The organism is Enterovibrio norvegicus DSM 15893 (assembly GCF_900115495.1).
Classification (GTDB): domain Bacteria; phylum Pseudomonadota; class Gammaproteobacteria; order Enterobacterales; family Vibrionaceae; genus Enterovibrio; species Enterovibrio norvegicus.
Genome location: NZ_FOWR01000007.1, coordinates 63,403 through 76,236, shown reverse-complemented (window position 1 = coordinate 76,236; position 12,834 = coordinate 63,403). Strand labels below are relative to the sequence as shown.

At 50.1% G+C, this 12,834-nt stretch carries 10 protein-coding genes; all 10 read right to left on the bottom strand.

Annotated elements, in window-relative coordinates; translation table 11 throughout:
- Positions 1 to 42: 42 nt before the first annotated feature.
- Positions 43 to 2,427, bottom strand: a complete 2,385-nt coding sequence (locus BM082_RS06030; protein WP_017016154.1) for a hypothetical protein — start codon at positions 2,425 to 2,427, stop codon at positions 43 to 45.
- A gap of 67 nt (positions 2,428 to 2,494) precedes the next feature.
- Entirely contained in the window at positions 2,495 to 3,988 is a 1,494-nt protein-coding gene (locus BM082_RS06025; protein WP_017012947.1) for a GumC family protein, read from the bottom strand.
- Positions 3,985 to 5,127, bottom strand: coding sequence for a glycosyltransferase (locus BM082_RS06020; protein WP_074925821.1), 1,143 nt, complete (start codon positions 5,125 to 5,127; stop codon positions 3,985 to 3,987). Before BM082_RS06020 ends, BM082_RS06025 begins: the two co-directional genes overlap by 4 nt.
- Positions 5,124 to 5,846: an acyltransferase gene (locus tag BM082_RS06015; protein ID WP_017016156.1), complete on the bottom strand. Its 723-nt coding sequence runs from the start codon at positions 5,844 to 5,846 to the stop codon at positions 5,124 to 5,126. The genes BM082_RS06020 and BM082_RS06015 overlap by 4 nt, the downstream gene beginning before the upstream one ends.
- A 505-nt stretch (positions 5,847 to 6,351) precedes the next feature.
- The gene (locus tag BM082_RS06010) at positions 6,352 to 7,290 is read right to left on the bottom strand and encodes a DUF4114 domain-containing protein (RefSeq protein ID WP_074925817.1); all 939 of its coding nucleotides are present in this window, start codon (positions 7,288 to 7,290) and stop codon (positions 6,352 to 6,354) included.
- A complete protein-coding gene (locus BM082_RS06005) occupies positions 7,287 to 7,886 on the bottom strand; it encodes a hypothetical protein (protein WP_074925814.1) in 600 nt (199 codons plus the stop codon). Before BM082_RS06005 ends, BM082_RS06010 begins: the two co-directional genes overlap by 4 nt.
- Complete coding sequence (locus BM082_RS06000) at positions 7,861 to 8,772, bottom strand: hypothetical protein (protein WP_074925811.1); 912 nt, start codon at positions 8,770 to 8,772, stop codon at positions 7,861 to 7,863. The genes BM082_RS06005 and BM082_RS06000 overlap by 26 nt, the downstream gene beginning before the upstream one ends.
- Complete coding sequence (locus BM082_RS05995) at positions 8,769 to 10,184, bottom strand: lipopolysaccharide biosynthesis protein (RefSeq protein WP_083417912.1); 1,416 nt, start codon at positions 10,182 to 10,184, stop codon at positions 8,769 to 8,771. The genes BM082_RS06000 and BM082_RS05995 overlap by 4 nt, the downstream gene beginning before the upstream one ends.
- A gap of 35 nt (positions 10,185 to 10,219) precedes the next feature.
- The gene (locus BM082_RS05990) at positions 10,220 to 11,356 is read right to left on the bottom strand and encodes a glycosyltransferase family 4 protein (RefSeq protein WP_074925803.1); all 1,137 of its coding nucleotides are present in this window, start codon (positions 11,354 to 11,356) and stop codon (positions 10,220 to 10,222) included.
- Entirely contained in the window at positions 11,353 to 12,627 is a 1,275-nt protein-coding gene (locus BM082_RS05985) for a glycosyltransferase family 4 protein (protein ID WP_074925800.1), read from the bottom strand. Before BM082_RS05985 ends, BM082_RS05990 begins: the two co-directional genes overlap by 4 nt.
- Between the last annotated feature and the right edge of the window lie 207 nt (positions 12,628 to 12,834).

Below are 12,834 nucleotides of genomic sequence, written 5' to 3'. Positions count from 1 at the left end.
GAATTTTTTATTATGAGAATCGGTATGAGAAATTCGTCAGTGTTAGCGTGCTAATTCAGTAATTTGTTGCCGCCATGTGTTCAGTTGCTGCGGGGTAATGCCTGGCACATCTTCCCACTCATCAGGAATGGTGCGTTGTAGTGTCGAAAGTAACGCGCTGGCTTGTTTGTCGGTTTGTGCCTTCTGTTCTAGCCAAAGCATCCAACGGTAATCGACGATACCTTCCATGATTTCATAGAGATCACGGTGAATATCCGGCTCTTCGGGGCACGGGTTCTCTGTGGGGTATAAGAACTGCACATCAAACTCTCTGCCATCTGTTGGGTCAAAAGGGTCTGCCGTTGGCATGCGTCCATGCCATTTCAAAAAGCCATCTGCTTGGGTTTGCCAGAGATAAAAACCTGACGATGCACGGGGGTTTGGAAGGTTGTATAACCAGACTTCTCTTTCGTCTGCTTGAGCCTCTTCAATGTCCTCCTTGTCGGCACCAAAGCCATCGTTGATCAGCACCAAATCAAACATAGGAAGGTAGGCCTTATCTTTATCGTGATTAAGGTGACCTGCCAGTTTGGCGGTGGGGGCAAACATGGCGAAATGCCGTTGCATGTCTTCAAACAAATCAACATTGCCAGGGTTGCTGGGTTCATCGGCAATCGACCAAAAGGGCGAAGGCTGTAAGCGCTTTTTATACGAGGATTCAAGCTGCGCCACCACATTGGCGGCATTTCCCGTGCCGATGGCTTGGCTAAGGCGTTTAGCGGGGGTGTAGGCCATGGATGCGGTATATCCCATTTTATTCAGCGAGACAGACAGCTTTTCAAACGCCAGTTGTTCATCTTCGTTATAAGGAGTAGGAAAGGGTGGGGAAATGCCTGTTAATCCAAGGGTGCGCAGATAGGAGAGGTCACACATCATGGCCTGATCACCTAAATGCGCGATGTCTTTGAACCAGCCATAATGCACGGGCTTTTCGAGATAAATGCCCACTGGTTTGCTTAATGCGGGCAGCGACGCCTTTATCACACTGACGGTTAACGGCTGTTTAAGGGATTTACCCTGCATCATGACGTGCAGTTCACCAGAGTATTTGCCCGCAGGCGTGCCTTTGGGTACATCGATACGCAATACCAGTTTGCGTGGCATGGCGACGCCTTCATTAATGGGCATGAGCCCGTGGCGTAAGAAACTATCGTTGGCATTGAGTAATGTCGACGAAAGGTGTGTGCGGGTTAAGCTCCATTGGCTCCAATGCCAACTGACATTCAACGCCGTTTCGCCGAGCGTGGGTTTACTGATCATCACCATTGGCGCGCCGGGAACGTTGCCCTGTTCGAAGTTAAATTCAATCAATGCTGATGTATCAGGTGCTGCGTTCACGATGCTGCCAGTGTTATTGCTTGTGTCTTTTTGGGTTGGCTTTAAATGCGCACTGCCTGTTGGCCAAGCTTTCCAATCTGAAACAGGCCAGTTCTTCTCCCACCAAGCTTGTCGTTGTCGCGTGAGCATGTCCAAAATCATCGGATTGTCAGCAGGAACGGCCAGAATGCCGCTCACAAATTGCGCGTCAGTGGAGTCGCCATAAAGCCTAATGATGACAGGTTCGCCATTGCTGGTGACATTAAACGTGACGCGGTCACTTTCTCGTTTGCCGTAAAGATCCCAACTGTTGCTGTTGGGGGTAACGGCAATGTCGCGTCGTTTGAGATAAACCTGCTCAATCCATTCTCTCGGTGAACGGTTCTGGCGATACACAGTGTTTCCATTTACGCGGATTTCTCGCTGTAAAGGGTGGGGTAAATATTCCCATTCCCCTGCATCACGTAGCCAGAAGGTGATTTGCCATTTCCCTGCTGGCAGCGGCAACGCTGCAGTATCAATGCCACGAATACCGTCAATGGTTAAGCTGTCTGCAGCTTGCATGCGGGCGCTGCGGTCAATGGGGTTTAACCCTTGCCCCGATAAAAGCCCAGACTTAATCGTGAGCGGTTGGAATCCTGGCCAAATGGCACTGCCGACAGGGCCAAGATCCCATGCATACACGTTCTCACCCAATGGTTTAGGCGTTTCCACGTTGGCAGACATCAACGCAAAACCACGTTTTTTCTCGCCAGGGAAGATAATGATTTTTTCGAGGGCATTGAGGTTGAGTTGTCGACCTCCGGGGGTGCGCATGCTGGCGAAAGGTACTTGGAGTTCAAACTCGCCTTTGGTTAGCACACGTTCGATATTGGCACGGTCTGCATAGCCGGGGTTCACGGTATCATCAGCTCGGATCACCAAAATGACCTCACTGTCTGAGAGATTCATGCCCTTGATGATGAGCAAACTGGTTTCTGACACCGTGTGCAATGATGATTTTTCGATGCGAAGTTCTGCACTAACAGGTGCAGCAATTATCGCCAATAAATACAATAACCAAGCTTTCATACCAGAGAACCTTCCTTGTTGACTGAGTGTGTTGGCTTTGCAAGCGTGTCGTCTGACACGCTATTCGTTACTTTGATTCAATGACTTTGGCTTCACCCGCAATTAATTTACTCCCTTCTTTGGGGGGAATAATATCGTCGCTCAATTCAGGAATACGGGTTAGCACCGGTGCGCCGGTGATTTCTTCTAACATGGCGATGCGGCGAACGGAGGTATCGGTCAACTCCAGCAACACAGCCATACCACAACCAAGGAAAACGCCACCCACCATGCCTGCAATGGTGAAAACAAAGAAAGGAAGATTACTCGGCACGCCGGGAGAGTAGGGGCGGTCAATGATCTTGATACGTTTGTCCTGTTCGAACACACCCAGTGAGCTGGTTAAACGTGCCATTTCGTAGCGTTCTAGGAGCTCATGGAAAAGATCGCGCTTCACTTCGAGGTCGCGTTCGAGTTTTTTGATTTGCTGTTCTTTTTCCCCTGATTTGCTGGTTTTGATTTCAAGCTCGGTGATCATTGAGCGAAGACTTGATGTCTCTTCTTCCAGCATCTCTACTTTGCTGCGGGCGAGCTGCAGGTTTTCTAGTTGGGAGATCAGGAGAGGTTGAGAATCGCCGTCGGTTTCCATGTTTGCGCTACTGGCGATATCCCAGAGCTGGCTTGCATCCACGGTTTCAGAAGTGTTCGATAAAAGTTGGGTGCGTTGTTCTTCCAAGCGACGAAGGCTTCGTGTTGCCCCTTGAACCAGACTGTGTTGGTCGGTGTAGCGTGCTTTCAATAGCGCGAGTTCACTGCGAATTTTAACGATTTGGTCTTCAATCTTTCCGATGACGGGGTTGGTGCTTGATAGCTGTTGATCGAGCCCACCCAAGCCGCGTTGCGCACCCGCCATCTCCGCTTCTTTTTCGGAAAGCCGCTGCTTGAGTGCTTCAATGCGTGAAAGGTTTGCGAGCTGCAATGCCGGCAAGCCGTCAGAGTGTTCGGTTTTAAATTCTGTCAGGGCAGCTTCGGCTTTATCGAGTTCTTGGCGGCGAAACTTGATGTGCTCGGAGAGGAAGAAGCTGGAATCTTTCATTGAAGAACGCTCTGGTGCGAGCAGCTCTTCGATGACATGTTGACTCACGATTTCCAGTGTTTCTTTCATGCCATCGGGGTTGCCCGCGCGGTAATCGATGCGGATAACGTCTTTGCCTATGGTGGTCATCGACAAGCCGCCGGATAAGGTCGCAATGGTTTCATCGACAAGTGCCGGGTCAGAATCTTCTGTAATCAGCTCTTGTTCAATCGCCACCTTGCCAAGAATGTGTCGGCTGTGGAGCAAGGTTTGAAGTCCACTAAAGCGCTCTTTCATTTTTGCGGAAACCGCTAAGTCTTCAAGAAACGGGTTCATCTTTGAGGTTTCTTGAATCAACATGCTGGTGTGAGAGTTGTACTTTTTCGGACTCATTAACCCAATAGCAGTGCCCATGAGCGGCAAAATGATAATGGGCATCATGATGACGTAACGACGTCGCCATGCCCCATCAAGCAGAATCAGAAATTTGTACGTTAGCGTGTTCATAGCGCGTCCAACCATCTCTCAAGTTCTTCTGCGCGAGCCTCCCAAGTGTGAGGCTTCACTGCGGCCTGTTGCTGCTCATTTCTTAGCTGGAATTGCGCTTCTTCTAAGGCTCGAATCATCTCTTTGTCCGTCGTGACCACTGACACGTATGCCGAGTAGCTCGATAAAGCCGGAAACGGCGTACTTACAACCGGCGTGCCTGTGGCCAAATATTCGCGAAGCTTTAACGGGTTACAGGCATGGATTTGCGCATTGTCAGCAAATGGCAGCAAACTCGCTGTCCAGTGTTGGCTGTAGCATGGCAACAGGTGATGTGGGCGCGGGCCAAGTAATCTCACGTTGCTGTGTTTGCTGTGTTTGCTGTGTTTGCTGAGTGCTTGAGCGCGTTCACATGCCTGACCGATGAACACAAAGTCCCATTCGGGCAACGCAGAAATCACGGCATCTAACAAATCATAGTCAAGCCATTCAGACAATGAGCCATAAAACCCAGCAATGGGACGTCGGGTGTAAGGCATATCGTCAGCACGTGGCGCAGGCGTGGAAAATAATGAGTAATCAACACCATGTGGCAGGAATTGTGTGCGCTGCTCAGGAAAGCGATGCACCAAGGTCTCGCTAGAGGCGAGGATCAGATCAGCTTTGTTGATGAGTTCTTTTTCGCGCTCTGACACGGTGTCGTGATCGACACCTGCAAGGGAAGAGAAATCATCACCGCAGTAATACACCAGTGATTCAGCGCCAAGTTTGTCTGCGACGTCCACTGCGGTTGGCAGTGACGTCCACAAGATAGGGTCATGCAGGTTATGTTTTTTGATGATTGGAAGCAGCTGCTTCTTCAACCAATTGGCGGCAAGTTTGCGGCTAAATTCTGTACGTGGAGCCGGCAATGTAGTTGGGTTCACTATCGTGATGTTGTCAGGCGTTTCAATTGATATGGCTGCGGCACTGCCGACTTTCTTTGCCGTCAATTTTTTCCATGCGCGTCTCATGTCGTTCAGCGAGAGACGAGGCTGACGTAAACCAATGGAATTTACCCAAATCACTTTGCGTTGCAATGCAAGAAGACGAATGAGGTGCTGTGTACTGGATGGCAACCCGCCCCAGTCTTCGCCGAAAACGATCAAATCTCTGTTCATTTTTTCATCTCCTCAGCGGTGAGTGGACGAAGTACTTTTGCAGGCACACCTCCGGCAACAACAAATGGCGGTAAATCTGAGGTAACAACACTTCCTGCGGCAACAATGGTGCCTTCGCCAATGGTAACGCCAGCCATCACGGAAACCCCCGTGGCGAGCCAGACATCACGCTCTAATATGATGTCGCCGACTTGGCTATCTAGTTCGGGTAAGCCGGCAGCACGATCTTCTGCATTTATTGGATGGCCTGGGTATCCGGCTAAAAATGCGCGTCCTGCAATGCGTACGTTGTCGCTAATCACCACTTTGGTACCCACCGCAATCGTGGTTTGCCAGCCGATGTCTACATTGCTTCCAACGGTCAGTGACGGTGTTACGCTACCCACCGTTCGGCCTGAAAACGTGGTTTGGCCGGAAACGCGGCACTGGTTGCCGAAATCTAACGTGACTGGGCCGCTCACGAAGGGCATTCCACCGTATAGATAGAACCCTTTACCCACGCTCCGCGCTCGGCCCTTGAAGGTGGGCGTCCAACAAAACGTGCGGGTAAAATTTGCCCATAAGCTCATGATAGTTTTAGTGAAAAAATACAAGGGTGCAGAAATCAATTTTGGTGCGGGTACGCTCATTTGCATCATGGCTTTTAGCACGGTGAACAGACCACGAGCGACGGGGTTTGGGCTGTGTTTTATCCACTGACGTGTTGATTGCATGTTCATGGCGATCACTCCTCAGCCACTGATAGGGAGAAGTGACAAGACCGGCTAAGGTGGCCGCCATGTAAGCAAAAGCTGAAGATTGACGTCGAGGGTATTGAAGATTCAGATACTGCAGCAAACACCCAACACATAAACTTCTCCTTTTTATTATTCGTTCGAACGTTAGATTGTTCGTTGAATAAAGGAAAAGCACAAAGTAGGCCAACTTTAAATTAAATAAAAATCATAACGTTAAACGTGCTCGATGATTTAGTGCATGGCATTTTCTCATTCTGATTGTCAAAAAGACGAAATCAGACACAAGGAGATGATGTGTCTTTTTAAATTTGCAAAATTGCCTACTATTGCGGCAATGAAAGGCGAAGTTAGCTCGCCACCTTTCGTTTCGACAGTCGGATTCTTAGACGCCGCGCCTCAAAGCATGATGCTTCAAAAAAACACGCTTCAAAAAATCCGAGCCATCAAAACTGTCGGTGGCGGATCGTACCCTGACTGCGGTAGCGGGTTATGCTGCCAGCATGGGCTCATTAGATGGCGCAGACTTACGTCTAGCCATCACGATCAAGCCTGCAAACATCATGAGTCCAACAAGGCTTTGTGCCATTGGGGGCATAGGCGCTGTTGCTATGTTTGACCCACCAAATGCATCTGCTGGGTCACTGTAGACCATGAAAATTGCGTCATTGAAGTCTTCATCAGATCGAATCCCCCAATCGTTAGAACTGGGGTTCACACGATTAAGGTCTTCAAAGCCCATGATGACTTGTTCTTCGTTGCTGTCTGCAAACAACATAGCAACGTGACGAGACGACGGGCTTGCACTGTCCAATTCATAGGTAAGATCGGCCTCGGGATTGAGGAAATCTAGGCCATAGAAAGTTTGGTCAGCACCTGTCAATACGCCATCAGACACGGTATCGCCGTTGGTGTAAGCATTTTGCGAGAGGAAAAAGCTCACGTTCTTTCCTGCCGCGATGGTGGAATCTGTTACTTGTACCGTGTCACCCACGTTCAGACTACCGCCGCTGCCAGATTTCGAAAGGTTGGAATACAAAAATCCGTAGTCCACGCCTTCCACTGCGCCGAGTTCCGCGAGTGACACAACCCCTGAGCTGTCAGTGTCTATCGAGCTCTTGCTCAGACCGCTAAAGGTATTGTCATCAAACGTGAAGTAACCGAGGCTGTTTCTGTACCCTGCGCCTTCATCAAGAAAGCTGACGTATACATTACCTTCTTGGTTCATCGAGAGGTAAGGGCTGTAATCCGTGTTAAGAAACTCGGTATTTACAGCTCTCGCTTCTGGAAGCACAGTATCAGCAAGGTTCATCAATGATTCGTCGACAGGGTTGTTTACAATGTCGGGTGAATTGGCATCTAACGCATGTGCGGTCGATGCAGCGAGTATTGCGATCGTTCCTAGTAGTGTATTTATCGCGTGCTTCATAGGATACCCCCTTTGAGCGCGATGTGGTTGAACGGAAGTTGGTCTGCTCTTGCGCATCGTTCAGGGTGCGCGATAGCAAGGGCTGGACCCGGGTAGAACACGGTGTGTGCGCCAACTTTTCGAGCAACAGCATGCAGCGTTGTCTTGAGCCAGAACACGGTGCGAGGGAACTCGTTGTAAAGCGTCCCATCGAACAAAAATTGTGTGCGGTACTGGCTTTTTTCCGCCAGTGTTTGCCATAGCCCGGCAAATTCGTCGCCATCAGGCATCACCAACATGGCGAGATAGCCTTCACAGCTTGGTACGGACACTTGAAGACCCTTAATGCCAGCATCTTGCGTAAAGTGCACCGATTTCATGTCGAACAAGCCTTGAGATCGGAAAAACCGCACCAGTTGTTTTTCTGCCGACCCTTCCTGATAGAGGCTTTGGTTGTATCTCTGCTGACCTTGATGGCTATATGCAGCATTGGATACGTCGCTATTTAGTGTGTTTGACGCGATCACCGCATCTGTCCGCAAATAGACGCCACTGGCAACCATCGCCACCGCAAGGGACATGCTTACCCAATCAATGAGTGTGTTCCGTTTTTGCATAACGGATCCCCCAGAAAATGATTGAAAGCGTGAGTGCTGCGGAAAGGAAAAGATACGTATCCTCCCCAGTGGGTGAATGCCACCAGGTGTGCCATTCCATCGTAAGGCCCATGCTGAATAACCGCAGTACGTTGAGTAACAAGGCACTGACAAGCAGTAATGCAACAATGGTCACCTCACGGAACGAAAACACCACTTGATGCCAGCGCGCAATGGCGAACCAGCATGTGAGGGCGCTTATCATGGCTGGCAGAGAGGAGCAGTTTCTCAGCATCAATACCTGATGGTCTGAAGGGCCAAAGTAAACATTTCCGACCGCATAGCCCGTGCCTGTGACAAGCTGCAATACTGACGCGACCATGTTGGCATCCAGTGCAAGCACGGGCTCGGTAAACCATTTCAATGCGCACAACACAGTGAGCGCTTGAAGCGCACATACCATTAGGATGAGTGCGCTGTTTTTAATCGTTAGATGTTGGTTAGCCAGGGGTCTTGTCGAGGTTAGGCTGCTTTCATGTGATGCTTGGACAGAAGATAGAGCACGGATCCCAATCCAAAGACCAACAAAGAAAAGCACAATTAGCGCACCTTGGAAGCTTGGAATGGCGAGCAACAGCGCGAGAACAGTGGCAACAACATGGTCGCCTGTGCGTGGTGTTATCGCGGGACTTTGAACGAGCAAAATCAGCCCTAGGCCTAAACACAACATGGCGGGAATGGCATCGAACTCCGACACGGTGGGCGCGTTCACCGAGAAAAACGGCAGGGCGAGAGACACACAAATACCGAGCAATAAGACCACCACAAGACGCTGAACGCTGGGCGTAGAAGCCCAGCGCATTACTTTCACTGATACGGTGAGGGTGCTTGTGAGTCCTTGATTCATGCTACTTGCCCTCGCAATCTCTGTAACGAAAGGGGAGGGACGATGCCAAGTTTGTGCGCCAACATGAATACACTCATCGGCGCCAAGGCCGTTAAGACAATACGGGTGAACAATGACCATTCAAATTGGCTGATCGACAGCCAAACAAGGCTAAACGTGAGCATCACGAGTAATGAGAAAACAGGGTAGGGCAAATAGTAAAGGTGCTGACTGACGCAGAAGAACATTATCATGCGTAAGCCTTGGGTGAATGCGAGTGCTGCCAAAATACCGAAGACACCATATTCTGCGCCCCATAGCCACAGAGTCGCAAAGGCTACAACAGCAGATATGGCATTGATAGCGAGTTGCGCGTAAGAGGTTTCACCTGCATAGCTCCCCAAATTAATCAGTTCTGCGATTTCTTTAAATAATGCAGCGGCAATCAAGAGTGCCGTGAATTGGGCCGCCATCATGTAGCTTTCTGGCAATAGAAATTGAATTGCGACGGGAGCGGAGAAGGCGACGATAACCGCGATGATCATGCCGAGCGTAAGTCCATAGTTGGTAAAACGCGTGGCGTTTTCTCGGCCATTCTGACCGTACAAAATATCGAAGCGTTTTGGCATCCACCACATGCCAAAGGGTTGCAGCAACAGTACAACCGCCAAGGCGAACTTAGCCGCCACGCCAAATTGCGCGACATCTTCCAACGACGCGACGTCTGCCAATACCCAACGGTCGAGACCATTGAGAGAAAAAGCCATGAGGCCGCTCGCCATGATAGGCAGGCTATAAATAAGAGATTGTTTGGCGACATCTTTTGAGAAACCAAAACCTGTGTCTTTGAGTTGCAGAGCAGTAAGGATAATGGCTTGCATGACGGCAGCAATCACGCCAGCTTCAAGCACGCCATCAATGCCGCGTCCCATTAACAACATCACCACCGTGAGCCCTGCATGGAAAAGCGCGCGCCCAACGGCAACCGTGAAAAAGGCCGTCGCGCGGTTTTGCATTCGTAACCAGCCCAGTGGAACAGCAATGCAGCCTTCTAGAGCAAGCATCAGCAACACTAACCGCAATTGATACGTGCTTAGACCGCCCGGGACGTACGCATCTAACCACGCTGCAAGCATCCAACCAGCCGGCACCACAAATGCGCCAACAATCAGTGTGAGTGTGAAAATACGCGCGGCCATGCGTTTGCGCTCGTTAGCGTCGTTTTGCCCTCCGACAAAGCGATACAGAGCGTCTTCCAACCCCAATCCGACCAAGATGCTGCCGAGGGCCGCAATACTGCTGACAATCTCGAGTTTCCCGAATTCCGCTTGTGGCAAATGATGGGTGATGAAAGGCAGCATCAATAAAGAAATGCCTTTCATCAATGCAATGCTGCTTCCGTACAACAGTGTTTGCTTCATCATTGGCGTCATGGTTTTCATCCTTGCCATTACGTGTATGTGTTGTTTTATTGCTCTTTTGAAACCAGCTCTGGCATAACGTGGCGCGATTTACTCACCAGACTTTCGCAGATCGCAGCGAAGCAAAGGTCAGCGCGATATTGAAGAGCAATATTGCTGGCTGCTTGACCCATTCTCTTGACCTGTCGCATGTTTTGCTCCGCGGTTTGGATTGCTTCAATCAGGCTGTCTACATCGTCAGGTTGATACTTCAGGCAATTTTCATTGGCGGTTAACTGGCGATCCCAAAAGGCGTCGTCAGAGGGAATGATCACACACATGCCAGCAGCCATTGCCTCGAGAATCGACAGGCCAAAAGGCTCTTTGGTGCTGGTGGAAACAAAGATGTTTGCACTGGCACGGATCTCATCAAGGTTGTCCGGCGCATGGTGCCAGAAGACTTTGCTCAAGGTTTGTGGCGCTTCGCTGGTGGGCAAATTGTTTTGTTTCGGACGGATATAACAGACGTGTGATTCTGGACGCTCAGCGGGGCTCAATTGGCTCAACGCCGCCGTGAACGTATCAAGGCCTTTCCATTTCAATAGCGATGCTGCCCAGAACATGACGGCATAGTCATACTGGCATTGGCTCGGCCAGGACTGCTTAGGCAGGCCGTTTTTAAACGGTTGAATCTGAGGGTATGAAGCAATGTCTGGCGAGTGTCCCGCTGCTTCCAACGCCGTGGATAAGGAGGTTTGCGTGGCGTCGAGATAGAACACACTGTCGGCGGCGGCGAGACAGCGACCAATGGTGCGTGATTTCGCCACTGGGCCGTGAATCATTTGGATTAAACGGTAACCAAGCACCGCTTTTACCAAATACAGACCCAGATCAACCCCCGGGCCTGATGCGCCTAACGCTGTGTGTATTTGTCCCAAGAACAGACGAAGCCAGAGCAGTTGAATTGCGATCAGAATGTGACGTGCAAAGTAACCTAAGCCTTGTTCTGCTGTTTCTAAACGCTTAGGCATATGCAGCTTGGCGACATAGGCTTGTGATGATGCCCATGTCTCCTTGTCTGCGGTGAGAATGGTCACGCGCGCTTCTTGGCTCTCAAGCTGACTCAGCACATGCTTGGTAGAGACTTTCGATCCGCCAGCAAAGGCAATGGGATCAAGGATAACGATGTGCGTTAATCGGCTCATAGCGCCTCCTTCGCAAAAAGATCGTTGGCAGGTTGTGCCGTTGCTTTGCGATTTTTTACAAACTTCAATGACGCTTGAATCGGTGGAAGCATCTGCCAGTGGCTGTGCCATTTCAATGGCATGCCTGGGTCGGTTAGCAAGGTGTTGTAAAGCGCTTCGAACTTCGCGGTATGAGACGAAATCGTGAATTTTTCCATCACGCGTTTGTAGCCGTTTTGACCGAGCAACAAACGTTGTTCTTGGTTGATGTAAAGGTGGAACATGGCTTGCGCAATGGCATGTGCATCTTCTTCTGGCACCAAAATGCCTGTTTCGTGGTGCGACACAACGCTAGGAATGCCCCCCACATTGGGCGCGACAACCGGCAAACCGCTGAGGCCCGCCTCGGCGAGTGTCAGTCCGAATACTTCTTCTCGTGCGCCAGAAACGACCATGTCAGCCCCGCCGCGCAATAGGCCAACCACATTGTGTTGTTCCCCAATCAAATGCACGTAATCTTCAAGGCCAGCTTCATGAATTTGGTTTTCGAGGTTTTGGCGTTCTGCGCCTTCACCAATCACTACCAAATGAATGGGAAGGTACATTTCACGCAGTTGTTTGCAAGCTTCAATCAACAAATCAACACCTTTGCGGGTGATCAGTGAACAGATGCTAACGGCGATGAATGCATCGCTTGGCAATGACAGTTTCCTGCGAAGGTTGGTAACGGGCTGAGCAAGCAAGGCGTCGGTATCAATGCCATTTGGAATGACTTGGCAGCGTTCTTCTTTGCCACCGTCATTCAGCAATTGATCAACCACAGGTTGGCTCACGCCTACCGCCATGCTGGCGTGGTGAAGCCCAAGTGTGATGCGGTCTCGCAATGGGTAACGCGAATGAAGATGTAACACCAGAGGTAGCTTTCGAGCGCGAGAGACAACATTCAGCCATTGGCTTGGTGCACCGCTGTTTGCGTGGAGCAGGTCGATATTGTGGTTATCGACAATCTCGATGCCTTGACTGATGAGTTGTCTGTAGCCGCGGAAATTGCATTTCGGCGTGGTTTCGCCGAACAGGAGCGGAAATTCGCTAACGTACACGTCGATATTGAGCTTGCGCGCTTCATCAGCCAGTAATTCACTGTTACACCATAAAACTGGCGTAAATGCGTCCTTGTCGATGTGCGTGAGTAAATCAAGTAAGCAGCGTTCACTTCCACGAATCCAGTTATCACCGTAATGTACAAACAAGACATTGCGCGATGTTGAGAGAGTTTGAGTGGTTGAATACATACTCTCTTCCTCCAGTTAGCTCAGTGGCTCGTCACATCCTGTGCTTAACGTGTCTGTGGCGAGATAGTCATATTGACGATCGGCTTTCTTGTTGTACGACATTGCCAATGGTCATCCCTGTCATGTCTAAAATGTCTGCAAGGAGTAGGCCATATTTCTAACATGTTGAATGTAAAGAAAAACGCCGCGTGAGCCTGTAAGGAAAAC

Bases quoted from the DNA above. Each gene is read 5' to 3' on its own strand.
- BM082_RS06030 (WP_017016154.1), bottom strand. From the start codon at position 2,427: ATGAAAGCTTGGTTATTGTATTTATTGGCGATAATTGCTGCACCTGTT.
- BM082_RS06025 (WP_017012947.1), bottom strand. From the start codon at position 3,988: ATGAACACGCTAACGTACAAATTTCTGATTCTGCTTGATGGGGCATGG.
- BM082_RS06020 (WP_074925821.1), bottom strand. From the start codon at position 5,127: ATGAACAGAGATTTGATCGTTTTCGGCGAAGACTGGGGCGGGTTGCCA.
- BM082_RS06015 (WP_017016156.1), bottom strand. From the start codon at position 5,846: ATGAACATGCAATCAACACGTCAGTGGATAAAACACAGCCCAAACCCC.
- BM082_RS06010 (WP_074925817.1), bottom strand. From the start codon at position 7,290: ATGAAGCACGCGATAAATACACTACTAGGAACGATCGCAATACTCGCT.
- BM082_RS06005 (WP_074925814.1), bottom strand. From the start codon at position 7,886: ATGCAAAAACGGAACACACTCATTGATTGGGTAAGCATGTCCCTTGCG.
- BM082_RS06000 (WP_074925811.1), bottom strand. From the start codon at position 8,772: ATGAATCAAGGACTCACAAGCACCCTCACCGTATCAGTGAAAGTAATG.
- BM082_RS05995 (WP_083417912.1), bottom strand. From the start codon at position 10,184: ATGACGCCAATGATGAAGCAAACACTGTTGTACGGAAGCAGCATTGCA.
- BM082_RS05990 (WP_074925803.1), bottom strand. From the start codon at position 11,356: ATGAGCCGATTAACGCACATCGTTATCCTTGATCCCATTGCCTTTGCT.
- BM082_RS05985 (WP_074925800.1), bottom strand. From the start codon at position 12,627: ATGTATTCAACCACTCAAACTCTCTCAACATCGCGCAATGTCTTGTTT.